Below are 24,182 nucleotides of genomic sequence, written 5' to 3'. Positions count from 1 at the left end.
GCGCGCGATTTTTCGAACGGGTAACGTAAGGAGACGGACATGGCAGCAGACCTGAATGGCAAGACCGCAGTCGTCACGGGCGCCGCGAGCGGCATCGGCAAGGAAATCGCGCTGGAGCTGGCGAAGGCCGGCGCGGCCGTCGCGATCGCCGACCTGAACCAGGACGGCGCGAACGCGGTGGCCGACGAGATCAACAAGGCCGGCGGCAAGGCGATCGGCGTCGCGATGGACGTCACCAACGAGGACGCGGTGAACAGCGGCATCGACAAGGTCGCCGAGACGTTCGGCTCGGTCGACATCCTCGTGTCGAACGCGGGCATCCAGATCGTCAACCCGATCGAGAACTACTCGTTCGCCGACTGGAAGAGGATGCAGGCGATTCACGTCGACGGCGCGTTCCTGACGACCAAGGCCGCGCTCAAGCACATGTACAAGGACGACCGCGGCGGCGTCGTGATCTACATGGGCTCGGTGCATTCGCACGAGGCGTCGCCGCTGAAGTCGGCGTACGTGACGGCCAAGCATGGGCTGCTGGGGCTCGCGCGCGTGCTGGCCAAGGAAGGCGCGAAGCACAACGTGCGCTCGCATGTGGTGTGTCCGGGCTTCGTGCGCACGCCGCTGGTCGACAAGCAGATTCCGGAGCAGGCGAAGGAGCTCGGCATCAGCGAAGAAGAAGTGGTGAAGAAGGTGATGCTCGGCAACACGGTGGACGGCGTGTTCACGATGGTGCAGGACGTCGCGCAGACGGTGCTGTTCCTGTCGGCGTTCCCGAGCGCCGCGCTCACCGGCCAGTCGTTCGTCGTCAGCCACGGCTGGTTCATGCAGTGACGTGGCGGCCGCCACTGCGCGGGCCGTCGCGGCGCTCTCGCGCGCAGCGCATATGCAACGGCACAAAAAAACGCGCTCCATGGAGCGCGTTTTGCGTTTCGGCGCAGTCGGCAGCAGGCGGCGATGACGGCCGCCTTGCCGCCGCCGACTTACTTCAGCACCGCGGCGATGGCGTTCGCGACCGCGTCGAGGTTGCGCGTATTCAGCGCAGCCACGCAGATCCGGCCGGTGCCGACCGCGTAGATGCCGAATTCTTCGCGCAGACGATCGACTTGCGCCGACGTCAGCCCCGAATACGAGAACATCCCGCGTTGCGCGTTGATGAAGCTGAAGTCGCGCTCGACGCCGCTCGCCTTCAGGCGCTCGACGAGGCCGTTGCGCATCGCGCGGATGCGGTCGCGCATTTCGCCCAGTTCCTGCACCCACGATGCATGCAGTTCCGGCGATGCGAGCACCGCTGCGACGACGGCGCCGCCATGGGTCGGCGGGTTCGAGTAGTTGGTGCGGATCACGCGCTTGAGCTGCGACAGCACGCGCGTCGCTTCTTCCTTGCTCGACGTGATGATCGACAGCGCGCCGACGCGCTCGCCGTACAGCGAGAACGACTTCGAGAACGACGACGACACGAACGCGTTCAGGTCGGCGGCTGCGAACAGGCGCACGGCAGCCGCATCGGCGTCGATGCCGTCGCCGAAGCCTTGATACGCGATGTCGAGGAACGGCACGAGGTTGCGCGCCTTGACGACGTCGACGACCTGCTGCCATTGCGCTTCGGTCAGATCCACGCCGGTCGGGTTGTGGCAGCACGCATGCAGCACGACGATCGTGCCGGCCGCATAGCCGTTGAGCGCCGCCAGCATCGCTTCGAAGTTCACGCCGTGGGTCGCCGCGTCGTAGTACGGATATGCGACGACTTCGAAGCCGGCCGCTTCGAACAGCGCGCGGTGGTTTTCCCAGCTCGGATCGCTGATCGCGACCTTCACGTTCGGGTTCACGGTGCGCAGGAAATCGGCGCCGATCTTCAGCGCGCCCGTGCCGCCCAGCGCCTGCGCGGTGACCACGCGGCCTGCGGCGATCAGCGGCGAATCGTTGCCGAGCAGCAGCTTCTGCACGGCGGCGTCGTACGCGGCGATCCCGTCGATCGGCAGGTAACCGCGCGGCAGGCCCGCGTCGACACGCGCCTTCTCCGCTTCGCGAACCGCGCGCAGCAGCGGAATCTTGCCTTCTTCGTTCGTGTACACACCGACGCCGAGGTTGACCTTGGTCGGACGCGTATCGGCGTTGAAGGCTTCGTTCAGGCCCAGGATCGGGTCGCGGGGAGCAAGCTGGACAGCGGAGAAGAGCGACATGATGATTCGGCAGTAGTGAAAAGAGGGTCGGGCTTTCAGCCGGCGGGGCAGGCGCGGCGGACCGCGCGCCTGCGGCACGGCGCCGGAAAGCGCAGCAGCCCGATATTGTAGCGAATTCACGCTGGCCACGGCGGCGATTGCAGCGCGTATCGCGATTTCGGACCCGGTTGGCGCGACGCCGCTCGTCAGGAGCCGTCAGCGGCCCGCGGCGCCGCGAAGCGCTAGAATGTTTTTTTGCCCACGCTCCGGCCGCACTCCATGTCCGAACATCACGCCGCAGTCGGCGACGCACTCGACGAATCGAAATTCGTGACCTTCGAAGGGTCGCCGTTCCAGCTGTACCAGCCGTATCCGCCCGCGGGCGACCAGCCGACCGCGATCGAGACGCTCGTGGAAGGCGTTCACGACGGGCTGTCGTTCCAGACGCTGCTCGGCGTGACCGGCTCGGGCAAGACCTTCACGATGGCCAACACGATCGCGCGGCTCGGCCGCCCGGCGATCGTGTTCGCGCCGAACAAGACGCTCGCGGCGCAGCTCTACGCCGAATTCCGCGAATTCTTCCCGCGCAACGCCGTCGAGTACTTCGTGTCGTACTACGACTATTACCAGCCGGAAGCGTACGTGCCGCAGCGCGACCTGTTCATCGAAAAGGACTCGTCGATCAACGAGCACATCGAGCAGATGCGGCTGTCGGCGACCAAGAGCCTGATGGAGCGCCGCGACGTGGTGATCGTCGCGACGGTGTCGGCGATCTACGGTATCGGCAACCCGTCCGAATATCACCAGATGATCCTGACGCTGCGCACCGGCGACAAGCTCGGGCAGCGCGACGTGATCGCGCGGCTGATCGCGATGCAGTACTCGCGCAACGAGCAGGACTTCCAGCGCGGCACGTTCCGCGTGCGCGGCGACACGATCGACATCTTCCCGGCCGAACATGCGGAGATGGCCGTGCGCGTCGAGCTGTTCGACGACGAGGTCGAGACGCTGCAACTGTTCGATCCGCTGACCGGCCGCGTGCGGCAGAAGATTCCGCGTTTCACCGTGTATCCGTCGTCGCACTACGTGACGCCGCGCGACACCGTGATGCGCGCGATCGAGACGATCAAGGACGAATTGCGCGAGCGCCTCGAGTTCTTCCACCGCGAAGGCAAGCTCGTCGAGGCGCAGCGGCTCGAGCAGCGCACGCGCTTCGACCTCGAGATGCTCCAGGAGCTGGGCTTCTGCAAGGGCATCGAGAACTACTCGCGGCACTTTTCCGGCGCGGCGCCCGGCGAGCCGCCGCCGACGCTCGTCGATTACCTGCCGCCCGACGCGCTGATGCTGCTCGACGAATCGCACGTGCTGATCGGCCAGCTCAACGGCATGTACAACGGCGACCGGGCGCGCAAGGAAAACCTCGTCAACTACGGCTTCCGGCTGCCGTCGGCGCTCGACAACCGGCCGCTCAAGTTCCCCGAGTTCGAGCGCAAGATGCGCCAGGTGTTGTTCGTGTCCGCGACGCCGGCCGATTACGAGCAGCGCGTGACGGGCCAGATCGCCGAACAGGTCGTGCGCCCGACCGGGCTCGTCGATCCGGAGATCGAAGTGCGCCCGGCAAGCTCGCAGGTCGACGACGTGCTCACCGAGATCAACGCGCGCGTGAGCGCCGGCGAACGCGTGCTGATCACCGTGCTGACCAAGCGGATGGCCGAGCAGCTGACCGAATTCCTCGCCGATCACGGCGTGAAGGTGCGCTACCTGCACAGCGACATCGATACGGTCGAGCGCGTCGAGATCATCCGCGACCTGCGCCTCGGCACGTTCGACGTGCTGGTCGGCATCAACCTGCTGCGCGAGGGGCTCGACATTCCGGAAGTGTCGCTGGTCGCGATCCTCGACGCGGACAAGGAAGGCTTCCTGCGCGCGGAGCGCTCGCTGATCCAGACGATCGGCCGCGCGGCGCGCAACGTGAACGGCAAGGCGATCCTCTATGCCGACAACATGACCGAGTCGATGAAGCGCGCGATCGGCGAAACCGAGCGGCGTCGCGCGAAGCAGATCGCGCACAACGAGAAGATGGGCATCACGCCGCGCGGCGTCGTGAAGCGCATCAAGGACATCATCGACGGCGTGTACAACGCCGACGACGCACGCGCGGAGCTGAAGGAAGCGCAACAGCGCGCGAAGTTCGAGGACATGTCGGAAAAGCAGCTCGCGAAGGAAATCAAGCGGCTCGAAAAGCAGATGGCCGACTACGCGAAGAACCTCGAATTCGAAAAGGCCGCGGCGACCCGCGACCAGCTCGCGCTGCTGCGCGAGCGGGTGTTCGGCGCGAACGTGGGCGATCACGTGAATGGCGCGGGCCGGTAAATTCTTCTTCCTGACGTCTCTGAAATGCACCGAAACCTGTTGGTAACACCGTTGTAAGCCTTGTCGGATCAGGGGTTTACGCGGTGTCTCGTTTGTTCCGAAGCCGGTTCGGTGCTAAACTCCGCATGTATTGAGAATAGTTCGCATTAACGTTCTTCATTGCGTTAGTGTTCCTGGCGGACCCTCCGGGAGGACGGCCCGCCGCGTACCAGGCAAATAACAAGGAGTGTCCATGTTGGGTTCTTCGTTCATCCGCACGTCGGTTGCGGTAGCGGCGGCGCTTGCCGCGATGTCGGCCTCGGCGGCCGAGTACCCGATCGGCAAGCAGCAGATCCAGGGCGGCATGGAAATCGGCGCGGTGTATCTGCAGCCGATCACGATGGATCCGGAAGGGATGATGCGCAAGGCATCGGATTCCGACATCCACCTCGAGGCCGACATTCACGCGGTCAAGAACAACCCGACCGGCTTCGCGGAAGGCGACTGGATGCCGTACCTGCAGGTCACGTACAAGCTGACGAAGCAGGGCGACGCGAAGTGGAAGGCCGAAGGCGACCTGATGGGCATGGTCGCGAGCGACGGCCCGCACTACGGCGACAACGTGAAGCTGGCCGGCCCCGGCAAGTATCACCTGACGATGATCGTCAAGCCGCCGATGCAGTCCGGCCACATGGCGTTCGGCCGCCACGTCGACAAGGAAACGGGCGTGGGCGCGTGGTTCAAGCCGATCACGCTCGAATACGACTTCCCGTTCGCCGGCATCGGCAAGAAGGGCGGGTATTGACCGGTGGCATCACGGACGGCGCGCGCCGCGCGCCGTCGACGTAGAGAACCCAGAATGAAATTTCCCCAGAAAATCGCCGCCGCAGCCGCCGCGCTGTGGCTCGCCGGCGCCGCGCATGCCGCGGATCTGCCGACCTTCAAGCTCGAGATGACGGACGGCAAGCTTAACCCGGCCCGCATCGAAGTGCCGGCCGGCCAGCGCTTCAAGATCGAGATCCGCAATACGGGCAAGGGCGCCGCCGAATTCGAGAGCGTGCAGTTGCGCAAGGAGAAGGTGCTCGCGCCGGGCGCCGATTCGTTCGTGGTGGTCGCGCCGCTGTCGCCGGGCGAGTACAAGTTTTTCGACGATTTCCACCAGCAGGCGCAGGGCGTGATCGTCGCGAAGTAATGCGTTTTATCTGATTGCGGGCATGCGAGTGCGTTGCCCGCGCGTCAGGAGGATTCAATGGGTCAGATCTTGTTCATCGTGTGGCGGGAGAGCGTCGAAGCGCTGCTCGTCGTCGGCATCCTCTATGCCTGGCTGAAGAACGGCGACGACGACGCGCGCCGCGGCCTGCCGTTTCTGTGGGCGGGCGTTGCCGTCGGGCTGCTGATGGCGGTCGGTCTCGGCGCCGCGCTCGTCGGCTTCACCGAAGTGCTGTCCGGCGACGCGCAGGATTACTTCCAGACCGCGATGGTGCTGATCGCGTGCGTGCTGATCGTGCAGATGGTGCTGTGGATGCGCCGGCACGGCCGCACGCTCAAGCGCGACATGGAGCAATCGTTGCAGCGCAGTACGCGCGACTCGAACTGGTGGGGCGTCGCGGTGCTGGTCGCGCTCGCGATCGCGCGCGAAGGCAGCGAGACGGTGATCTTCCTGTACGGGCTCGGCTTCGGTCAGTCGGGGCATGTGGACGGGAGCCAGATGCTCGCGGTGCTGATCGGCCTCGGCCTCGCGTTCCTCACGTTCTATCTGCTGCAACTCGGCGGCAAGTACTTCTCGTGGCGGCATTTCTTCCGCGTCACCGAAGTGATGCTGCTGTTCCTCGGCGCCGGCCTGTTCCAGACCGGGGTCGACAAGCTGATCGACAAGGAGATCCTGCCGCTCGGCATCTCGCAGCTGTGGGATACCTCGGCGATTCTCGACGATTCGGGCACGTTCGGCTCGCTGGTGGCGACGCTGACCGGCTATCGCGCGCATCCGGCGCTGACCAACCTGATCGCCTATGCGGTGTACTGGGCCGTGGTGTGGCTGCTGATGAAGCGCGCGAGCCGTCGCCCGGCCGTTCCCGCGGGTCGCGCAGCATGAGTGTGGTCGCCGCAGCGAAGCCGGGCCGCCTCGCGCAGGTCGGCCAGTGGATGCAGCGCCACGGCGCGGTGATCCGCGGCATACAGTGGGTCGTCGTCGCCGTCTATGCGTTCCTGATCATCGTGCCGGCCGTGCTGCCGTTGCCGGACGACTCCGCGCATCTGTGGAACAACCTCACGCTGATCGCGCAGTTCGTATTCTGGGGCATCTGGTGGCCGTTCGTGCTGCTGTCGATGGTGATGCTCGGCCGCGTCTGGTGCGGCGTGCTGTGCCCCGAAGGCGCGTTGACCGAATATGCGAGCAAGTTCGGCCGCGGCCGCGCGATTCCGCGCTGGATGCGGTGGGGCGGCTGGCCGTTCGTCGCGTTCGGGCTCACGACCATCTACGGGCAGATGGTCAGCGTCTACCAGTACCCGCTCGCGGTGCTGTTCGTGCTCGGCGGCTCGACCGTCGGCGCGATGGTGATCGGCCTGCTGTACGGCCGCGAAAAGCGCGTGTGGTGCAAGTACCTGTGTCCGGTGAACGGCGTGTTCGGTTTGCTGTCGCGGCTCGCGCCGATGCGCTACAAGGTCGACGAGGATGCGTGGCGCCGTTCGTACCGGAACGGCGAACACGGGCATCGCGTGATTCCGATCAACTGCGCGCCGCTGGTGCCGCTGCGCAACATGAAGGGCGCCGCCGGGTGCCATATGTGCGGCCGCTGCAGCGGCCATCGCGATGCGATCGCGCTGTCGTGGCGCGCGCCGTCTGACGAAGTCGTGAACCTCGGCGCGCAGCAGGCGAACCCGTGGGATACGGCGCTGATCCTGTACGGCCTGCTCGGCGTCGCGATCGGCGCGTTCCACTGGACCGTCAGCCCGTGGTTCGTGCAGATCAAGCAATGGCTCGCCGGCTGGCTGATCGATCGCGATATCACGTGGCCGCTCGAGACCAATGCACCGTGGTTCCTGCTCACGCACTATCCGGATCGCAACGACGTGTTCTCGTGGCTAGACGGTGGGCTGATCGTCAGCTACATCGTCGGCACGGGGCTCGTGTACGGCACCGCGCTGCTCCTGCTGCTGGCCGGCGCGACGCTGATGCTCGGCCGTTTCGATCGCGTGCGTCTGCATCATCTCGCGCAGGCGCTGATCCCGATCGCCGGAGCCGGCGTGTTTCTCGGCCTGTCGGCGACGACGCTGTCGCTGCTGCGGGCCGAACACGTGCCGCTCGACTGGGCGGCCGACGTGCGCATCGCGATCCTGGTGGCCGCGAACACGTGGAGCGCGTGGCTCGCATGGAAGGTCACGGGGCGCTATGCGCAAGGGCTGCGCCGCGTGGCCGCGTTCGCGTGGTTCGTGGTCGGCCTCGCGGTGGTCGACAGCGCGTGGTGGCTGATGTTCTGGGGATTCTGATGCGGCGTTGACGGCGTCGTCGCGGTGTAGTTTGCGATGCGTCGCGCAAGTGTGTCGCGGCAGGTGTCCGCATCGCGGCGCAGTAGCCGGCTCGATCGCCCATTGCCCATTCGCCGGCGTTTTCTCCGGCGCACAAATGAAAAGCGACACGTCCTTCGACGTGTCGCTTTTTTGTTGCCTCTGCGAGAACCAAAAAAGTGGCTTGGCTTGCTGCAACGGCTGCTTGAGTAGGTTTGCACGAAGGGGTCTAGATCTCGCGTGCAAGCCGTTGCGCTGGCTAATGCCCAACACCTCTCAGGGAGGTGGTCCCCACAATACCCGGTTGCTACTTCGTCAGGATCAACTTGCCGAGCCGCGTGGCGCGAAGCTGATACGTCTCACCGTTATGCGCGATGCTGATGTGGCTGTGGCCTTGCAGCAGCGCGTCGCTGTTCAGCGTGCGCGTGCCGCTGTCGCGGCTTGCCGCAGGCTTCGCGGACGTCGTGACCGCTGCCGTCTTCGGACGGTTGCCGCTTGCGGCGCCAGTGGTTCGGCGCAAGGTCAGCGTGGTCGGGCGCATGGTGTCGGTCATTCGGTTGATCGGTGACTGTCGATACGATGGAATGAATTCTAAATGATAATCATTCCCATTGAAAAGAACTCTTTCGCGATCGGGAAGGGTCGCTCGATAGACAAAGCCAAAGAGGCGGCCCGCAGGCCGCCGCACTCGATGAGCCGGTGAATCAGTGAAGCGGGTCGGGCGCCTTGCGGCCCTGCGCGTACTCGCGGATCAGGCGCACGGTGTCGATATCCGACGTGCGATACGCTTCCTTCACGATGCCGTGCGTCTGACGCGCTTCCTCGCTGTCGTCGGAGACGGTCAGCGTCGTCCGGTATTCGAAACGCAGGAACAGCTCGCGATCATCGCGTTCTTCGATCGTCATCGTCAGCGAGCCGCCGATTTCGCCGCTGGCCGCATGGATGTCGTAGCGCACCTGCTGATACGGCGTGAACGTCACGCGGTCGCGCACGGTCGCGTGGCCGTAGTGCAGTTCGCGCTCCAGCGTGGTTTCCGTGCGCTCGTGGACGACACAGCTGTCGAGGCCGATCACGAACAGCTGCGGCTGTTCGGCACGCAGCACGAGGCCTTCCCACAACTGGTCGCGGGTCAGGGACGGCACGGCCGGATCGTCGGAGTTGATCTGGATCAGATGTTCGAAGTTCAAGGGGACGGGTTCCTTCTGGTGGCCGGCGGCCACGTGGTTCAAGAAGTTATTGTGACGCAAAACGAATCGCTTCGCGGCGCCTGCGGCCCGTCGCGCGGCGTCACGCGTGAATCGCGCCCATCCGGCCCGTCTGATAGTCGACGACGGCCTGGCGGATTTCCTCTTCGGTGTTCATCACGAACGGGCCGTAGCGCACGATCGGCTCGTTGAGCGGGGCGCCGCCGATCAGCAGCAGATCGAGCGGCGTGTCGCCAGCCTCGAATGTGACCGCGTCGCCGTCGTCGCCGTAGACGATCATGTGCCGCGCCTCGACCGGCCGCCGCTCGGGGCCGTAGCGGCCCGTGCCTTCGAGCGCATAGGCGAACACGCGATAGCCTGCCGGCACCGGCTGCGCGACGGTGGCGCCCGGTTGCAGCGTGAAATGCTGATACAGGATCGGCGTGCGCGTTTCGATCGCCGCGCGCACGCCGAGCGCTTCGCCGGCGATCACGCGTACTTCCACACGACCGTCCGGCGACTTCGCGCGCGGAATGCGATCTGCGGCGATTTCCTGGTAGCGCGGCGCGATCAGCTTGTCGCGCCGTGGCAGATTGACCCACAGCTGGAAGCCGTGCGAGCGCCCGCCCGTCTGCGCGAACGCGGGGTCCGGCATTTCGCTGTGGACGACGCCGGCGCCGGCGGTCATCCACTGCACGTCGCCGGGCCCGAGCGTGCCGGCATGGCCGGCCGAATCGCGGTGGCGAAAGCGCCCGTCGAGCACGTAGGTGACGGTTTCGAAGCCGCGATGCGGATGGTCGGGCGCGCCCTTGGCCTCGCCGGGCGCGTAGTCGACGGGCCCCATCTCGTCGAGCAAGAGGAACGGATCGAAATCCATCAGCAGGCGTGTCGGGAACGGGCGGTGGACCACGAAGCCACCGCCTTCGGTCGTGCGAAGCGCGGGGTAGGTGCGGTCGAGCGAACGAGCGGTCGTCATGCAGTAGCCCTCGGTGATATCGGAATAGCGTTATTTTTGAAACATAGCACTATTATATTGGGCGTTTTCCGGTCCGATTTGCGGTGCTCCGCAATGGATTGTTCTGAAATTGGAACGATGACATGAACATCGATGCACACAACCTGAACGACCTCATGTACTTCTCGCAGGTCGTCGAGCATGGCGGCTTCTCGGCCGCGGAACGCGTGCTCGGTATCTCCAAATCGCGCCTGTCGCGACGGCTGACGGAACTCGAGGCCGCGCTCGGCGTGCGGCTGCTGCAGCGTTCGACGCGCAAGCTCGCGCTGACCGAGGCCGGCGAGCTGTTCTACCAGCATTGTCAGGCCATGCTGGCCGAAGCGCAGGCGGCGATGAACGCGGTGCAGCAGCTGCGCGCGTCGCCGCGCGGGTCGGTGCGCGTGAGCGTGCCCGTCACGCTGTCGCAGACGATGCTGTCGCGCATCCTCCCTGAATTCCTGCACCGCTATCCGGAGGTGAAGGTGCACATCCGCGTGACGAATCGCGTGATCGACCTGTTCGAGGATTCGATCGACGTCGCGTTGCGCGTGCGCTCGGAGCCGCCGCAGAACGCGAATATCGTCGTGCGGCCGTTGTGGCGCACCGAGCAGATGCTGGTCGGCGCGCCGAGCCTGCTCAGCCAGCACGCGCCGCCGCTCGTGCCGGCCGATCTCGCGCGCTTCGAGACGCTCGATACGCCGAGCGTGGACGGGCGGCACGTGTTCACGCTGATCGCGCCGGACGGCACGCGCCACCTGCACGAACACGACCCGCGGCTCGTCACGGCCGACCTGATGACGATCCGCGAGGCCGTGCTCGACGGCCTCGGCATCGCGGCGTTGCCCGAGATGATGTACGGCAATGCGTTGCGCGCCGGGCAGCTGTCGCCGGTGATGCCGGGCTGGACGCTGCCGGTGCCGCAACTCTATGCGGTGTTCGTGTCGCGGCAGGGCATGCCGCCGGCGGTGCGCGCTTTCGTCGACTACCTGGTGGAGAAGCTCGACCACGGCGAATACAAGCAGCCCGGTTGCCCCGAACGTGCGAAGCAGGAAGCGGCAGCGGCGGCCGCCGCCGTTACGGCCCAGTGAAGCCAGCACGCCGCGCGCCGGCAAATTTGTTTTGTCATTGAAGCGCGGGCTGCAATCGCAAAGTTCAATCGGCGGGTTCTTGAATGCGTGCGCGGGCCGGCCTATATTGAAATCCCATTTCGCGAAGGAGGTTCTGAGCGGAATCCGGTGGCCGCATATGTTGCGAGCCAGATAGGGCAGAGAAGCGCAGTCCGTGCAGACCACGGTAGCCGCATTTGCGTTGCTCGAGGCGTAACCGATACCGCCGAAGAGCCCGCCGCCCGAAGGCGCCCGCGTGCGCATGAAAAAAGGCCTTCATCTGGCGATGAAGGCCTTTTACTTTGTGGCGGACCAGTCAGGTACGGGCGCGCGTGCCGGCCCGCGCGCGCCGCGTCACTTCGCTTTGGCGGCCGGCACCGTCACGAAGCCGAGTTTCGTCAGGCCGCCGGCCTGCGCATCGGACATCACTTCGGCCACCCGTTCGTAGGCTACCTTGCGATCGGCGCGCAGATGCAGCTCCGGCTGCGGCTGATGCTTCGCCGCTTCCGCGATATGCGCCTGCAATTGCTCGCGCGTGACCGTCTGGTCGTTCCACAGGATCGTGCCGTTGCCCTGGATCGCGACGTCGACCGTCTGCGGCTTTTCGTCGACGGGCTGGCTGCTCGCGTGCGGCAGGTCGATCTTCACCGCGTGCTGCATGGCCGGGATCGTCACGAGGAAAATGATCAGCAGAACGAGCATCACGTCGACGAGCGGCGTCATGTTGATCTCGCTCATCACGCGATCGTCGTCGTCGTCGCTGAAGCCGGTGTTCATTGCCATGGTCGACCTCGTCTCAGCTTGCGCGCGTCGCGAGGCGCAGGCCGTCGCGCGGCGACGACGAGGCGAGGCGCGCGCCCGTCACGAAGTACGCGTGCAGCCCGTGCGCGAAGCGGCGCAGCTTGCTGGCGATACCCTTGTTCGCGCGCGTCAGCGCGTTGTAGCCGAGCACCGCCGGAATCGCGACGAACAGGCCGAAGGCCGTCATGATCAGCGATTCGCCGACCGGGCCCGCGACCTGGTCGATCGACGTCTGGCCGGTCGCGCCGATCGCGAGCAGCGCGTGATAGATGCCCCACACCGTGCCGAACAGGCCGACGAACGGCGCCGTGCTGCCGATCGACGCGAGAATCGCGAGGCCGGCCTGCATCCGCGAAATGCCTTCGTCCATCGTGTCCTTCAGGCAGCGCGTGACCCAGTCCGACACGTCCATGCGGTCGTGCAGGTGCGGCTGCGTCTGATGGTGGTGGTCGGCCGCTTCCTTGCCCGACAGCGCGAGCGCGAGGAACGGGTTGTCGCCCGGCGTCGATGCGGTGAGACCGAGCTTCTTGATGCCGTCGTCGAAGTCGTCCGAATGCCAGAACGCCTGCTCGGCATTCTTCGTCAGCCGGTTCAGGCGAATCACGTTCCAGCCCTTGACGACGATCACGATCCACGACAGGACCGACATTACGAGCAGCGTGATCGCGATGGCGCGTGTGACGAAATCACCTTGCGCCCAGACGTGCGCGATACCGTAGCTTTGCATTTTTGTTTCCTTTGAATCTTCCGGATAAGGCAGGTTAGTCGGTGAGCCCGAAGTTGTAGGGCTGTGTGCGGGCGGCGCGGATCGCCTGCCCGTTCTCGATGTAGGGGCGGCAGGTCGTCGCGCGCATCGCGTCGAGGGCGGCATCGTCGAGGCGCGGATAGCCGCTGCTCTTCTGCAGTTCGACGCTTTCGATCTTGCCGGTCACGCCGACCACGAAATGAACATAGGCGGTACCCGCTTCGCCGCGACGACGCGACATCGACGGATAGTCGGGCTTCACGAAGTTGCACTGTAGCGCCGCCACGTTCTTCGGCGCGCTGACCTGCATCGTTTCGCGGGCGGGAGCCGGCGTCGCGGCCGGTGCCGCCGGTGCCACGGCCGCGGGCGCTGCCGGTGCGGGCGTCGGGTCGGCTGCCGGGGCAGGCGTCGGCGACGGCGCGGGCGACGGTGCGAGCGGCTGCGGCGTCGGCTTCGCCGCCTTCTGCACGGGCTTCGGTTCGGCCTTCGGCTTCACGCGCGGCACGGGCTTCGGCGGCGCGGGCTGCGCGATCGATTCGGCGGCGACCTGCTGTGCGATCGGCTCCGGCGGGATGAGCTGCGCGGTGATCGACTGGACTTCGACGGATTTCGGCGGTGGCGCGCTGCGATGGAGCCACGCGGCCGTCAGCATGAGCGCGTGTGCGGCGAGCACACCGATCGCGACGGTGATGACCCGGGGATTCATACGTGATGCAGCCGGCATGATGCCGGCAGGAGCGGATTGCGAAGCCTGCATGTTAGCTTGAAAGAACGATGTCGCACCCTGAGCGCGGCGGGCGGGGCGGCATCATTTGCGGAAGATCAGCAGCGAGATGCACACGGTAGTCACGAATCCGATCAGCAATTCCATCACAGGCTCCTTCGCAGGTAAGCCGCTGGCTCGCACGGACGGTGGCTGGCTGACGGTCGAAACAAAAAATGCGGCCGCGGCCGCATGGGCATACCGGCGCCGCTCAGGCGGCCTTGCGATCGTAGAACGTCACCGGGATCGGGTGAGCGTGGTGTTCGACACCGCACCGGCTCGCACAGACGCCTTGCTCGGCCATCAGGTCGCGTACGGACTCCTCGCACTTGCCGCAGCACGTGGCCACGCCGAGTTCGAACTGGAGTTCATCGAAAGAACTCACGCCCTCGGCGAGGGACGCGCGGATCTTGCGATCGGAGACGGACTTGCACACGCAGACGATCATGATGAGTTGCGATAGCTAACGGTAATGCGAATTATTATCATTAAATTTATGCGGGTTGACAAGGGCGGTGCGGGCTTTTTTTAAGACCATCGGACCCCTCAAACGCGCGGCGGGGCGGCGTGCGTAGGCAGCAGGCGGCGAGAGGCAGGCAGGAAGCGAAAGCCGACGGGCGACCGCGGTGCGTCAAACGGTCGCGCAGTCGCGCGCGTTCGGTGACGCAATGGTGACGGTCTCGACGGGCACGTCGAGGCCAAGCAGCGTCGACGCCAGTGCGCGCAATTGCACGCCGTCGCTGGTCGAGCAGAAGCGCGGCGGCGCGGCGGGCGCGCCGGTCGGCGCGCGCAGCCCGCGCTCGTCGAGCACGCGGGCGAGTTGCCGCGCGATCGCGTCGCTCGTGTCGACGATCGTCAGGCGATCGCCGACGAGGTCGCGAATCGCCGCCGTGAAGAATGGGTAATGCGTGCAGCCGAGCACGAGCGTGTCGGCGCCCGCGTCGATCATCGGTTGCAGGTAGCGTTCGAGCAACGCGCGCAAGGCGGGGGAATTCGTGTCGCCGCGCTCGATCGCCTCGACGAGCCCGTGGCCCGGCTGGCAGATGAAGCGTCGGCCGGCGCCGTAGCGATCGAGCAGCGCCTGAAAGCGCGGGCTGTTCAGCGTCGATTGGGTGGCAAGCACGCCGGCGACGCCGGTCGCGGACACCGCGGCGGCCGGCTTGATGCCCGGCTCGACGCCGACGAGCGGGATCGACAGCCGTTCGCGGACGGCCGCGATCGCGCGTGCCGTGGCCGTGTTGCATGCGACGACGAGCGCTTTCGCTCCGTCGCGCGCGAGCCATTCGCAGATCGCCAGCGTGCGCTCCGTGATGAACGCCTCGTCGCGCGGGCCGTACGGCGCATGGCGCGAGTCGGCGACGTAGACGAACGATTCGCCGGGCAGCTGCGCGCGCACGGCGCGCAGCACCGACAGCCCGCCGAGCCCCGAATCGAAGATGCCGATCGGCGCGGTGGGGCGGGCTGCGGAAGCGGTGGAACGGTTCGTCGTCATGCGCGGGCGAAGCGGGCGATCCTGGCGAGCGTGCCGGTTACTCCGGCGAACCCATCATCGTCTGCTGATAGTTCTGCAGGCCGACCTTGCCGATCAGGTCGATCTGCGTTTCGAGCCAGTCGATATGCTCTTCGGTGTCGTCGAGGATCTTTTCGAAGATCTCGCGCGATACGTAATCACGCACCGATTCGCAGTAGGCGATCGCCTCCTTGCACGTCGCCTGCGAGATCTGCTCGAGCTTCAGGTCGCACTTCAGGATCTCTTCGGTTTCCTCGCCGACCAGCAGCTTGTGCAGGTCCTGCAGATTCGGCAGGCCGTCGAGCATGAACACGCGCTCGATCAGCCAGTCGGCGTGCTTCATTTCGCCGATCGATTCGTCGTATTCGTGCTTGCCGAGCTTTTCGAGGCCCCAGTGCTTGTACATGCGCGCATGCAGGAAGTACTGGTTGATCGCGGTGAGTTCGTTCTTCAGTTGGGCGTTCAGATATTCGATGACTTTCTTGTCGCCTTGCATGGCTGTTCCTTGATCGGTGGGGCTTCAGAAACCGAACGATAATCGCTCGAACGGGAAAAGCCAAGCGTCGAAGCCTGGCCGCGGCTGGCCATTGCACGCGATGCGCGGCGGCCGTCGTGCGCGTGCCGCGGCCGATGTCGGCCACGACAAGTAAAAAGGCCGGACTCGCGTCCGGCCTTGTGCGCGAGCGGGTTCGCGCCGCTTAAGCGGTTGCGACCGGGATCTTGCCGATCTTCGCCTGCCATTCCTTCGGACCGGTCTGGTGCACCGACGTGCCCGACGAATCGACCGCCACCGTCACCGGCATGTCCTGCACGTCGAACTCGTAGATCGCTTCCATGCCGAGGTCTTCGAATGCGAGCACCTTCGCGCCGCGGATCGCCTTCGACACCAGGTATGCCGCGCCGCCGACCGCCATCAGGTACGCGGCCTTGTGCTTCTTGATCGCGTCGATCGCGACCGGGCCGCGTTCCGCCTTGCCGACCATCGAGATCAGGCCCGTCTGCGCGAGCATCATCTCGGTGAACTTGTCCATCCGCGTGGCCGTCGTCGGGCCGGCCGGGCCGACCACTTCGTCACGCACCGGATCGACCGGACCGACGTAATAGATCACGCGGTTGGTGAAGTCGACCGGCAGCTTCTCGCCCTTCGCGAGCATGTCGGCGATGCGCTTGTGCGCAGCGTCGCGGCCCGTGAGCATCTTGCCCGACAGCAGCAGCGTCTGGCCCGGCGTCCAGCTCGCGACTTCTTCCGGCGTCAGCGTGTTCAGGTCGACGCGCTTGCTCGTCTCGGTGTTCGGTTCCCACTGGACCTTCGGCCATGCGTCGAGCGACGGCGCTTCGAGCTTCGCCGCGCCCGAGCCGTCGAGCACGAAGTGCACGTGGCGCGTCGCCGCGCAGTTCGGGATCAGGGCGACCGGCTTCGACGCCGCGTGCGTCGGCGCGGCCATGATCTTCACGTCGAGCACGGTCGCCAGGCCGCCGAGGCCCTGTGCGCCGATGCCGAGCGCGTTGACCTTCTCGTGCAGCTCGACACGCAGTTCCTCGATCCAGTCCTTCGGGCCGCGCGCGATGATTTCCTGGATGTCGATCGGCTCCATCAGCGATTCCTTCGCCATCAGCATCGCCTTTTCGGCGGTGCCGCCGATGCCGATCCCGAGCATGCCCGGCGGGCACCAGCCCGCGCCCATCGTCGGGACCGTCTTCAGCACCCAGTCGACGATCGAATCGGACGGGTTCAGCATCACGAACTTCGACTTGTTCTCCGAGCCGCCGCCCTTCGCCGCCACCTGCACGTCGACTTTGTCGCCCGGCACGATCTCGTAGTGGATCACGGCCGGCGTGTTGTCCTTGGTGTTCTTGCGGGCGCCCTCAGGCGGATTGACGATCGACGCGCGCAGGACGTTGTCCGGGTGCGTGTAACCGCGGCGCACGCCTTCGTTGATCATGTCGGTGACGCTCATCGTCGCGCCGTCCCAGCGCACGTCCATGCCGACCTTCACGAAGACCGTCACGATGCCGGTGTCCTGGCAGATCGGGCGCTTGCCTTCCGCGCACATGCGGCTGTTCGTGAGGATCTGCGCGATCGCGTCCTTCGCGGCCGGGCTCTGCTCGAGCTCGTACGCGCGGCCGAGCGCCTGGATGTAGTCGAGCGGGTGGTAGTAGCTGATGTACTGCAGCGAATCCGCGATGCTCTGGATCAGGTCTTCCTGTTTGATGACGGTCATGGCTGAGACTCTGTGGGACAGTGGGGAATGCATGGGCGGCCGTCAGGCCGCCGGTCGGGACGCCGCTGACGCGTGCGCCTCGTGGAAATGGGCCGGGTGCGTGTGCGTCGTCAGGCGGTCGACCCACGCCATCACGAGCGCCGACACCAGGAACGACAGGTGGATGAGCACCTGCCACATGATCGCGTGCGTCGTGTGCTGATCGGGATTGATGAAGGTCTTCAGCAGGTGGATCGACGAGATGCTGATCAGCGCCATCGACAGCTTGACCTTCAGCACGCCGGCGTTCACGTGGTCGAGCCACTCGGGCTCGTCGGGATGGCCTTCGATGCCCAGGCGCGACACGAACGTTTCGTAGCCGCCGACGATCACCATGATCAGCAGGTTCGAGATCATCACCACGTCGATCAGGCCGAGCACCGCGAGCATCACGGTGACCTCGTCGAGGCCGCTCGCGTGCGACAGCAGGTGCCAGACTTCCTTCAGGAACAGGAACACATAGATGCCCTGCGCGACGATCAGACCCAGATAAAGCGGAACCTGGAGCCAGCGGCTCATGAAGATCAGCGCGGGCAGCGGGCGCAGCGAGCGGCGGCCGGGGCCGGGCGAATGCGGGGCGGACATGGTGGCGGTGCGGGCGCGGGGCGCAGGTATCGGGGGTAACGATGAAACGCGATGAAACGGCGCGCTATTGTAACGCGTTGGCCGGCGCGGCTGCAGCGACGCGCCGACGGGGCGGGGACGGATCAGGCCGCGGCGCTCGGCGCGCGCTTCACGCGCAGGCTCGCGAGCACGATTCCGGTGACGACGCATGCGAGCGCGACGCCGTGCGCGAGCGTCGGGCGCTCGCCGAGGAACGCGATCCCGTAGGCGGCGGCCGCGACCGGCAGCACCGCGCTGAACACGCCCGCGAGGCTGCCCGGCACGTGGCGGATGCCCTTCATCCACAGCCAGAACGAGAAGATGCTGGCCGACAGCCCGTACCAGACGACGAGCCCCCACGTGCCGGCCGGCACGCTCGCATAATCGAAATGCCACAGCGCGCCGGCGCCGAGCGGCAGCATCAGGAACAGGCCGAACAGGTGCGTGTAGGCGCAGATGTCGATCGGGGCGAGCGTCTGCGTGAGCCGACGCGACAGGATCACGTAGATCGATTCGCAGCACACCGCGCCGAGCATCAGCAGGTTGCCGGTGAGCGAGCCGGCGGAGGCGCTGCCTGCGTTGCCGGAGTTGCCGTTCGCGAGGTTGATCGTCACGACGCCGGCGATGGCGAGCGCGATCGATACGAGCGCACGGCCGTTCGGTTTTTCGCGCAGGATCAGCCAGGCGAACAGCGCGACGATCGCGGGAATCGTGCTGGTGATCACGCCGGCGGCGACCGCGCTCGTGCGCTGCACGCCGTTGAGCATCAGCAGCGTGAACATGAAGGTGCCGAAGAACGCCTGCAGAAACAGGTTCAGCCATTCGGCGCGGCGCACCGCGCGCATCTTCACGGGGCTGAACAGCGGCCACAGCACGGCGATCGCGATCACGAAGCGCAGTGTGGCGAGAATGGCGACCGGAACGAACACGACGATGGATTTGCCGATACCGACGTTGCTGCCGACGAGCAGCATCGACAGGATCAGGAAGAAGGCGTAGCGATTCAAGCTGGAGTCCGGGGGGCGAGTTCAGTTAGGATTGTAGGGTCGCGTTTGTAACAGCGTAAAGCGGCCGTCCGCTACGCAGTGCACGTGTGTGCTGCGCACGGCCGCGTAAGTGATGGGTAAGTTCGAACGCTTATCGTGGAAACCGCCGGGCTGCACGCGCGTCGCCGTTTGACGTGGTGCGGCGCAGCATCGTGCGCAGCCTCCTCCGGGCCGCGCGCGGGTGAGTGGGAGACAGCGGCGCGCAAGCGCCGGCCAAGACGCGGCGCGCACGATCGCGCCGCCATGCAGAGGATTCATGTTCACCAAGGGGTAGTCGATGTCTGCGATTGAATCGGTTCTTCACGAAACCCGTCAGTTTGCGCCGCCCGCGGCGCTCGAGAAGACGGCGACCATTTCCGGCATGCCGGCCTACCGCGCGCTCGTCGCCGAGGCCGAGCAGGACTACGAGGGCTTCTGGGCGCGCCTCGCGCGCGAGAACCTGAGCTGGCACAAGCCGTTCACCAAGGTGCTCGACGAGAGCAACGCGCCGTTCTGCACGTGGTTCGACGACGGCGAGCTCAACGCGTCGTACAACTGCCTCGACCGTCACGTCGAAGCCGGCAACGGCCAGCGCGTCGCCGTGATCTTCGAGGCCGACGACGGCACCGTCACGCGCGTCACCTACGCCGAGCTGCTCGCGCGCGTGTCGCGCTTCGCCAATGCGCTGAAAAAACGCGGCATCGGCAAGGGCGATCGCGTCGTCATCTACATCCCGATGTCGATCGAAGGCATCGTCGCGATGCAGGCCTGCGCGCGCATCGGCGCCACGCACTCGGTCGTGTTCGGCGGCTTCTCCGCCAAATCGCTGAACGAGCGGCTCGTCGACGTCGGCGCGGTCGCGCTGATCACCGCCGACGAGCAGGCGCGCGGCGGCAAGACGCTGCCGCTCAAGAGCATCGCCGACGAGGCGATCGCGATGGGCGGCTGCGACGCGGTCAAGAGCGTGATCGTCTATCGCCGTACCGGCGGCAAGATCGACTGGCATGCCGGGCGCGATCTGTGGATGCACGAGCTCGCCGACGCCGAGTCCGACCACTGCCCGCCAGAATGGGTCGGCGCCGAGCATCCGCTGTTCATCCTCTACACCTCGGGCTCGACCGGCAAGCCCAAGGGTGTGCAGCACAGCACCGGCGGCTACCTGCTGTGGGCCGCGCAGACGATGAAGTGGACCTTCGACTGGAAGCCCGACGACGTGTTCTGGTGTACGGCCGACATCGGCTGGGTCACCGGCCACACGTACATCACCTACGGGCCGCTCGCATGCGGCGGCACGCAGGTCGTGTTCGAGGGCGTGCCGACCTACCCGGACGCCGGGCGCTTCTGGAAGATGATCGCCGACCACAAGGTCAGCGTGTTCTACACCGCGCCGACCGCGATCCGTTCGCTGATCAAGGCCGCCGACGCCGACGACAAGGTCCACCCGAAGAGCTACGACCTGTCGAGCCTGCGCATCATCGGCACGGTCGGCGAGCCGATCAATCCGGACGCGTGGATGTGGTATCACAAGCACGTCGGCGGCGAGCGCTGCCCGATCGTCGACACCTGGTGGCAGACCGAAACCGGCGGCCACATGATCACGCCGCTGCCGGGCGCGACGCCGACGGTGCCCGGTTCGTGCACGCTGCCGCTGCCGGGGATCATGGCCGCGGTGGTCGACGAGACGGGCCAGGACGTGCCCAACGGGCAAGGCGGGATCCTGGTGGTCAAGCGTCCGTGGCCGTCGATGATCCGCACGATCTGGGGCGACCCGGAGCGCTTCAAGAAGAGCTACTACCCTGAGGAGCTCGGCGGCGGGCTGTATCTGGCGGGCGACGGCACGGTGCGCGACAAGGACACCGGTTACTTCACGATCATGGGGCGCATCGACGACGTGCTGAACGTGTCGGGCCACCGGCTCGGCACGATGGAGATCGAGTCGGCGCTGGTGTCGCACGAGCTGGTGGCGGAAGCGGCCGTGGTCGGCCGGCCGGACGACACGACGGGCGAGGCGGTGGTCGCGTTCGTGGTGCTCAAGCGCTCGCGCCCTGAAGGCGACGAGGCCGCGGCGCTGGCCAAGGCGCTGCGCGACTGGGTCGGCAAGCAGATCGGGCCGATCGCGAAGCCGAAGGACATCCGTTTCGGCGACAACCTGCCGAAGACGCGCTCGGGCAAGATCATGCGGCGCCTGCTGCGCTCGCTCGCGAAGGGCGAGGCGATCACGCAGGACACCTCCACGCTCGAGAATCCGGCGATTCTGGAGCAGCTCACCGAGGTGCGGTAAACGTTCCTGTCGCGCGCGTTGCGCGCACGAGCCCCTGCGCGGCAATCCCGATTGCTCCGCGCAGGGGCTTTTTGCTAAATAACGGCATGACCGTTTCGTCCCGTCCGGCGCGCGCTGCGCCGCCGCCCGTCCCAGAGCCGCTCGCGCGCGCCCATGCGCGCTATTGGCGCTTCAACGTCGCGCTGATCGCGGTGCTGATGACGATCGGCTTCACCGTGTCGTTCGTCGTGCCGTTCTTCGCACCCGCGCTCGCGGGCATTCGCTTCGCCGGTTTCAGCCTGCCGTTCTACTTCGGCGCGCAGGGGGCGATCCTCGTGTACCTCGTGCTGATCGTCGTGTACATCGGCCTGATGCAGCGCGCCGATCGCTTGCTGCGGCGCGCGTACGACCAGCATGCCGCGCATGCCGACGACGTCGGAACCGGAACCGGGCGCTGATCCATGCTCACGCATCGACTGATTCGCGCCTACGCGCTCTACACGCTGGGTTTTCTCGGCTTCGTGCTGCTGCTGTGGCGCATCGAGCGCGCGACCGGCTCCGGCGTGTGGATCGGCTACGTATTCCTGTTCGTGCCGATCGCCGTGTATGCGGTGATCGGGTTGCTGTCGCGCACGTCCGATCTCGTCGAATACTACGTGGCCGGGCGGCGCGTGCCGTCCGCGTTCAACGGGATGGCGACGGCGGCCGACTGGCTGTCGGCGGCGTCGTTCATCGGGCTGGCCGGCTCGCTCTATGCAACCGGTTACGACGCGCTCGCCTACGTGATGGGGTGGACGGGCGGTTTCTGTCTGGTCGCGTTCCTGCTCGCGCCGTACGTGCGCAAGCTCGCGCGGTACACGATCCCGGACTTTCTCGGCACGCGCTTTTCGAGCACCGCGGTGCGGGCGCTCGCGGCGGGTGCGGCGATCCTGTGCTCGTTCGTCTATCTGGTCGCGCAGATCCAGGGGATCGGGCTGATCGCGACGCGCTTCATCGGCGTCGATTTCGCGATCGGGATCTTCTGCGGACTCGCCGGCATTCTCGTGTGCTCGTTTCTCGGCGGCATGCGTGCGGTCACGTGGACGCAGGTCGCGCAGTACGTCATTCTCATCAGTGCGATTCTGGTTCCGGTGTCGCTGATCGCGATGAAGAACGGGCTCGGGCCCGTGCCGCAGTTCAATTACGGCAAGCTGATGGAGCGCATCGCGGCGCGCGAGGCGCAGGTGCGCGACGCCGCCGACGAGCAGCAGGTGCGCGCTGAGTATCGGCGGCAAGCCGCGCTCGTGCAGGCGCAACTGGATCGCCTGCCGGCGTCGTATGCGGACGCGCGCCGGCGACTCGTCGAGCAGCTGGCGGACCTGCGGCGTCACAATGGGCCGCTGCGCGAGATCAACCAGCGGGAACGGGAGCTTGCCGACTTTCCGCGCGACCCGACGGCGGCGCGCGTGGCGTGGGGCCAGGCGCGCGACGACCTGCTCGCGCGGGCCGAGCCGCCGGTGCCGATGCACGCGCCGTTTCCCGCGGCGAGCGAAGATGCGCGCAAGCCGCGCGAGCGGAATTTTCTTGCGCTGCTGTTGTGCCTGTCGCTCGGGACTGCGAGCCTGCCGCACATCCTCACGCGCTACAACACGACGACGTCGGTGGCATCCGCGCGGCGCTCCGTCGGCTGGACATTGTTCTTCATCGCGTTGTTCTACCTGAGCGTGCCCGTGCTCGCGGTGATGATCAAGTACGAGATTCTGACGAACCTCGTCGGGCGGCCGATCGCGGAGCTACCGGCGTGGGTCACGCAGTGGCATCACTTCGAACCGGACCTGATCAGCGTGGTCGAGGTGATACGCGACGGTATCGTCCAGTGGTCGGAGATCCAGATGCAGCCGGACATGGTCGTGCTCGCTGCGCCGGAGATCGCGGGCCTGCCGTACGTCGTGTCGGGGCTGATTGCGGCGGGCGCGCTGGCGGCGGCGCTGTCGACCGCGGACGGGTTGCTGCTGACGATCGCGAACGCGTTGTCGCATGACGTCTATTACTGCATGGTCGCGCCGCACGCCACGAGCCAGCGGCGTGTGACGATCTCGAAGGTGCTGCTGCTCGGCGTGGCGCTGTTCGCGTCGTATGTCGCGTCGCTCAATACGGGGAAGATTCTGTTTCTGGTGGGCGCGGCGTTTTCGCTCGCGGCGTCCAGTTTCTTTCCGGTACTCGTGCTCGGTGTGTTCTGGAAGCGGACCACCACGCGCGGTGCAATCGCCGGGATGGTGACCGGGCTCGCGGTGTGCGTGTATTACATCGTGTCGACGTATCCGCTTTTCACGCAGCTTACCGGGTTTGCGGGGCCGACCTGGTTCGGTATCGAGCCGATCAGTTCGGGCGTGTTCGGCGTGCCGGCCGGGTTTGCGGTGGCGATCGCGGTCAGTTTGGTCGATCGGGAGCCGGATGAGTATACGCGGTCGTTGGTGGATTATATTCGGCATCCTTGAGGGGGAGGGAGGGGCGGCGTCATGCGGTCAGCTCAGTGCTAGTGATCGATGGAAGACGCGTTCGAGCAATATGAGCGGGTGTCGCCGCAACGGCGCGGCTGACGGCTTCCAGCGCCCGCGGAGCGGCTCCTCCGAGAGCGCGGATTGTCGTGGACGACGTATAGGCTGTTCGAACTCTGGATTATGCAAGACTCGAGATCAGATGACAGCCGCACGTGGCGCGATGGCCATGCCGTGCGATCGGGATGCCGTCGTCCGTCATCGACGGATCGCCTTCTTCGATGAGGTTCGGTGAGACATCCGGATGCTGCGGGCACGATACGCGGTCGCCCTTGCGGGCGACAAAGCGGCCATCGAAGCGCATCGAAGTTGACCCTGTTTCGACCTTGCCGCCGTGGTCGGTGTCGTCACCTACCCGAATCAAATTGATCATCTTCGTTC

General features: G+C 66.1%; 24 protein-coding genes. 10 read left to right on the top strand and 14 right to left on the bottom strand.

Annotated features, from left to right (window positions below):
- The first annotated feature begins 39 nt into the window (after positions 1-39).
- On the top strand, positions 40-828 hold the full coding sequence (locus MYA_RS09785; protein WP_014723339.1) for a 3-hydroxybutyrate dehydrogenase: 789 nt from the start codon (positions 40-42) through the stop codon (positions 826-828).
- Between the two features lie 149 nt (positions 829-977).
- Here MYA_RS09785 and MYA_RS09780 read toward each other — a convergent pair whose 3' ends face one another.
- Positions 978-2,177 (bottom strand): amino acid aminotransferase, encoded by a 1,200-nt coding sequence (locus MYA_RS09780; protein WP_014723338.1) that lies wholly within the window; start codon positions 2,175-2,177, stop codon positions 978-980.
- 258 nt (positions 2,178-2,435) lie between these two features.
- Between MYA_RS09780 and uvrB the strand changes: the two genes are divergently transcribed.
- From uvrB to MYA_RS09755, 5 genes are all read left to right on the top strand, one after another.
- Complete coding sequence (gene uvrB, locus MYA_RS09775; RefSeq protein WP_014723337.1) at positions 2,436-4,529, top strand: excinuclease ABC subunit UvrB; 2,094 nt, start codon at positions 2,436-2,438, stop codon at positions 4,527-4,529.
- A 232-nt stretch (positions 4,530-4,761) separates the two neighbouring features.
- Positions 4,762-5,313: an iron transporter gene (locus MYA_RS09770; protein WP_011885497.1), complete on the top strand. Its 552-nt coding sequence runs from the start codon at positions 4,762-4,764 to the stop codon at positions 5,311-5,313.
- 54 nt (positions 5,314-5,367) lie between these two features.
- On the top strand, positions 5,368-5,700 hold the full coding sequence (locus MYA_RS09765) for a cupredoxin domain-containing protein (RefSeq protein WP_011885496.1): 333 nt from the start codon (positions 5,368-5,370) through the stop codon (positions 5,698-5,700).
- 57 nt (positions 5,701-5,757) lie between these two features.
- A complete protein-coding gene (locus tag MYA_RS09760) occupies positions 5,758-6,600 on the top strand; it encodes an FTR1 family iron permease (protein WP_011885495.1) in 843 nt (280 codons plus the stop codon).
- Positions 6,597-7,994: a 4Fe-4S binding protein gene (locus tag MYA_RS09755; RefSeq protein WP_041493864.1), complete on the top strand. Its 1,398-nt coding sequence runs from the start codon at positions 6,597-6,599 to the stop codon at positions 7,992-7,994. The genes MYA_RS09760 and MYA_RS09755 overlap by 4 nt, the downstream gene beginning before the upstream one ends.
- Positions 7,995-8,319: 325 nt before the next feature.
- Here MYA_RS09755 and hemP read toward each other — a convergent pair whose 3' ends face one another.
- The 3 genes from hemP to MYA_RS09740 form a co-directional block, all read right to left on the bottom strand.
- Positions 8,320-8,565: a hemin uptake protein HemP gene (gene hemP / locus MYA_RS09750; protein WP_011885493.1), complete on the bottom strand. Its 246-nt coding sequence runs from the start codon at positions 8,563-8,565 to the stop codon at positions 8,320-8,322.
- 151 nt (positions 8,566-8,716) lie between these two features.
- The gene (locus MYA_RS09745) at positions 8,717-9,199 is read right to left on the bottom strand and encodes an SRPBCC family protein (RefSeq protein ID WP_011885492.1); all 483 of its coding nucleotides are present in this window, start codon (positions 9,197-9,199) and stop codon (positions 8,717-8,719) included.
- Positions 9,200-9,299: 100 nt separating this feature from the next.
- Positions 9,300-10,172: a pirin family protein gene (locus MYA_RS09740; protein WP_011885491.1), complete on the bottom strand. Its 873-nt coding sequence runs from the start codon at positions 10,170-10,172 to the stop codon at positions 9,300-9,302.
- Between the two features lie 122 nt (positions 10,173-10,294).
- Here MYA_RS09740 and MYA_RS09735 point away from each other — a divergent pair, with 122 nt between their 5' ends.
- The gene (locus tag MYA_RS09735; RefSeq protein WP_014723335.1) at positions 10,295-11,278 is read left to right on the top strand and encodes a LysR family transcriptional regulator; all 984 of its coding nucleotides are present in this window, start codon (positions 10,295-10,297) and stop codon (positions 11,276-11,278) included.
- A gap of 372 nt (positions 11,279-11,650) precedes the next feature.
- Here MYA_RS09735 and MYA_RS09730 read toward each other — a convergent pair whose 3' ends face one another.
- From MYA_RS09730 to MYA_RS09690, 9 genes are all read right to left on the bottom strand, one after another.
- Positions 11,651-12,079 carry an ExbD/TolR family protein gene (locus MYA_RS09730; RefSeq protein WP_014723334.1) on the bottom strand — a complete coding sequence of 143 codons (429 nt, stop codon included), beginning with the start codon at positions 12,077-12,079 and terminating at the stop codon, positions 11,651-11,653.
- Between the two features lie 13 nt (positions 12,080-12,092).
- Complete coding sequence (locus MYA_RS09725) at positions 12,093-12,824, bottom strand: MotA/TolQ/ExbB proton channel family protein (protein ID WP_011885488.1); 732 nt, start codon at positions 12,822-12,824, stop codon at positions 12,093-12,095.
- Positions 12,825-12,858: 34 nt separating this feature from the next.
- Positions 12,859-13,599 carry an energy transducer TonB gene (locus MYA_RS09720; protein ID WP_011885487.1) on the bottom strand — a complete coding sequence of 247 codons (741 nt, stop codon included), beginning with the start codon at positions 13,597-13,599 and terminating at the stop codon, positions 12,859-12,861.
- Positions 13,600-13,816: 217 nt separating this feature from the next.
- Positions 13,817-14,053 (bottom strand): (2Fe-2S)-binding protein, encoded by a 237-nt coding sequence (locus MYA_RS09715; protein ID WP_011885486.1) that lies wholly within the window; start codon positions 14,051-14,053, stop codon positions 13,817-13,819.
- A 183-nt stretch (positions 14,054-14,236) separates the two neighbouring features.
- Complete coding sequence (murI, locus tag MYA_RS09710; RefSeq protein ID WP_014723333.1) at positions 14,237-15,097, bottom strand: glutamate racemase; 861 nt, start codon at positions 15,095-15,097, stop codon at positions 14,237-14,239.
- 37 nt (positions 15,098-15,134) lie between these two features.
- Positions 15,135-15,611 carry a bacterioferritin gene (gene bfr / locus MYA_RS09705; protein WP_011885484.1) on the bottom strand — a complete coding sequence of 159 codons (477 nt, stop codon included), beginning with the start codon at positions 15,609-15,611 and terminating at the stop codon, positions 15,135-15,137.
- 202 nt (positions 15,612-15,813) lie between these two features.
- Entirely contained in the window at positions 15,814-17,337 is a 1,524-nt protein-coding gene (locus MYA_RS09700; protein ID WP_014723332.1) for a fumarate hydratase, read from the bottom strand.
- A gap of 42 nt (positions 17,338-17,379) precedes the next feature.
- The gene (locus tag MYA_RS09695) at positions 17,380-17,961 is read right to left on the bottom strand and encodes a TIGR00645 family protein (protein WP_011885482.1); all 582 of its coding nucleotides are present in this window, start codon (positions 17,959-17,961) and stop codon (positions 17,380-17,382) included.
- Positions 17,962-18,083: 122 nt separating this feature from the next.
- Positions 18,084-18,986 (bottom strand): DMT family transporter, encoded by a 903-nt coding sequence (locus MYA_RS09690; protein ID WP_011885481.1) that lies wholly within the window; start codon positions 18,984-18,986, stop codon positions 18,084-18,086.
- 316 nt (positions 18,987-19,302) lie between these two features.
- On the opposite strand from MYA_RS09690, the gene acs reads away from it, so the two are divergent.
- The 3 genes from acs (at position 19,303) to MYA_RS09675 (ending at position 23,741) form a co-directional block, all read left to right on the top strand.
- Entirely contained in the window at positions 19,303-21,285 is a 1,983-nt protein-coding gene (gene acs, locus MYA_RS09685) for an acetate--CoA ligase (RefSeq protein WP_011885480.1), read from the top strand.
- 86 nt (positions 21,286-21,371) lie between these two features.
- Positions 21,372-21,722, top strand: coding sequence for a DUF4212 domain-containing protein (locus MYA_RS09680; RefSeq protein ID WP_011885479.1), 351 nt, complete (start codon positions 21,372-21,374; stop codon positions 21,720-21,722).
- Positions 21,723-21,725: 3 nt separating this feature from the next.
- Entirely contained in the window at positions 21,726-23,741 is a 2,016-nt protein-coding gene (locus tag MYA_RS09675; protein WP_014723330.1) for a sodium:solute symporter family protein, read from the top strand.
- Positions 23,742-23,922: 181 nt separating this feature from the next.
- Here MYA_RS09675 and MYA_RS09670 read toward each other — a convergent pair whose 3' ends face one another.
- Positions 23,923-24,174, bottom strand: a complete 252-nt coding sequence (locus MYA_RS09670; protein ID WP_011885477.1) for a PAAR domain-containing protein — start codon at positions 24,172-24,174, stop codon at positions 23,923-23,925.
- Between the last annotated feature and the right edge of the window lie 8 nt (positions 24,175-24,182).

The sequence above is a fragment of the Burkholderia sp. KJ006 genome, from assembly GCF_000262695.1.
GTDB lineage: Bacteria > Pseudomonadota > Gammaproteobacteria > Burkholderiales > Burkholderiaceae > Burkholderia > Burkholderia vietnamiensis.
Note: the sequence above shows the minus strand (reverse complement) of the source record. Positions and strands in the feature narration are given on the sequence as shown.

Excerpts from the sequence above, each read along its gene's own strand:
- MYA_RS09785 (WP_014723339.1), top strand. The coding sequence starts at position 40 with ATGGCAGCAGACCTGAATGGCAAGACCGCAGTCGTCACGGGCGCCGCG.
- MYA_RS09780 (WP_014723338.1), bottom strand. The coding sequence starts at position 2,177 with ATGTCGCTCTTCTCCGCTGTCCAGCTTGCTCCCCGCGACCCGATCCTG.
- uvrB (WP_014723337.1), top strand. The coding sequence starts at position 2,436 with ATGTCCGAACATCACGCCGCAGTCGGCGACGCACTCGACGAATCGAAA.
- MYA_RS09770 (WP_011885497.1), top strand. The coding sequence starts at position 4,762 with ATGTTGGGTTCTTCGTTCATCCGCACGTCGGTTGCGGTAGCGGCGGCG.
- MYA_RS09765 (WP_011885496.1), top strand. The coding sequence starts at position 5,368 with ATGAAATTTCCCCAGAAAATCGCCGCCGCAGCCGCCGCGCTGTGGCTC.
- MYA_RS09760 (WP_011885495.1), top strand. The coding sequence starts at position 5,758 with ATGGGTCAGATCTTGTTCATCGTGTGGCGGGAGAGCGTCGAAGCGCTG.
- MYA_RS09755 (WP_041493864.1), top strand. The coding sequence starts at position 6,597 with ATGAGTGTGGTCGCCGCAGCGAAGCCGGGCCGCCTCGCGCAGGTCGGC.
- hemP (WP_011885493.1), bottom strand. The coding sequence starts at position 8,565 with ATGACCGACACCATGCGCCCGACCACGCTGACCTTGCGCCGAACCACT.
- MYA_RS09740 (WP_011885491.1), bottom strand. The coding sequence starts at position 10,172 with ATGACGACCGCTCGTTCGCTCGACCGCACCTACCCCGCGCTTCGCACG.
- MYA_RS09735 (WP_014723335.1), top strand. The coding sequence starts at position 10,295 with ATGAACATCGATGCACACAACCTGAACGACCTCATGTACTTCTCGCAG.
- MYA_RS09730 (WP_014723334.1), bottom strand. The coding sequence starts at position 12,079 with ATGGCAATGAACACCGGCTTCAGCGACGACGACGACGATCGCGTGATG.
- MYA_RS09725 (WP_011885488.1), bottom strand. The coding sequence starts at position 12,824 with ATGCAAAGCTACGGTATCGCGCACGTCTGGGCGCAAGGTGATTTCGTC.
- MYA_RS09720 (WP_011885487.1), bottom strand. The coding sequence starts at position 13,599 with ATGCAGGCTTCGCAATCCGCTCCTGCCGGCATCATGCCGGCTGCATCA.
- MYA_RS09715 (WP_011885486.1), bottom strand. The coding sequence starts at position 14,053 with ATGATCGTCTGCGTGTGCAAGTCCGTCTCCGATCGCAAGATCCGCGCG.
- murI (WP_014723333.1), bottom strand. The coding sequence starts at position 15,097 with ATGACGACGAACCGTTCCACCGCTTCCGCAGCCCGCCCCACCGCGCCG.
- bfr (WP_011885484.1), bottom strand. The coding sequence starts at position 15,611 with ATGCAAGGCGACAAGAAAGTCATCGAATATCTGAACGCCCAACTGAAG.
- MYA_RS09700 (WP_014723332.1), bottom strand. The coding sequence starts at position 17,337 with ATGACCGTCATCAAACAGGAAGACCTGATCCAGAGCATCGCGGATTCG.
- MYA_RS09695 (WP_011885482.1), bottom strand. The coding sequence starts at position 17,961 with ATGTCCGCCCCGCATTCGCCCGGCCCCGGCCGCCGCTCGCTGCGCCCG.
- acs (WP_011885480.1), top strand. The coding sequence starts at position 19,303 with ATGTCTGCGATTGAATCGGTTCTTCACGAAACCCGTCAGTTTGCGCCG.
- MYA_RS09680 (WP_011885479.1), top strand. The coding sequence starts at position 21,372 with ATGACCGTTTCGTCCCGTCCGGCGCGCGCTGCGCCGCCGCCCGTCCCA.
- MYA_RS09675 (WP_014723330.1), top strand. The coding sequence starts at position 21,726 with ATGCTCACGCATCGACTGATTCGCGCCTACGCGCTCTACACGCTGGGT.
- MYA_RS09670 (WP_011885477.1), bottom strand. The coding sequence starts at position 24,174 with ATGATCAATTTGATTCGGGTAGGTGACGACACCGACCACGGCGGCAAG.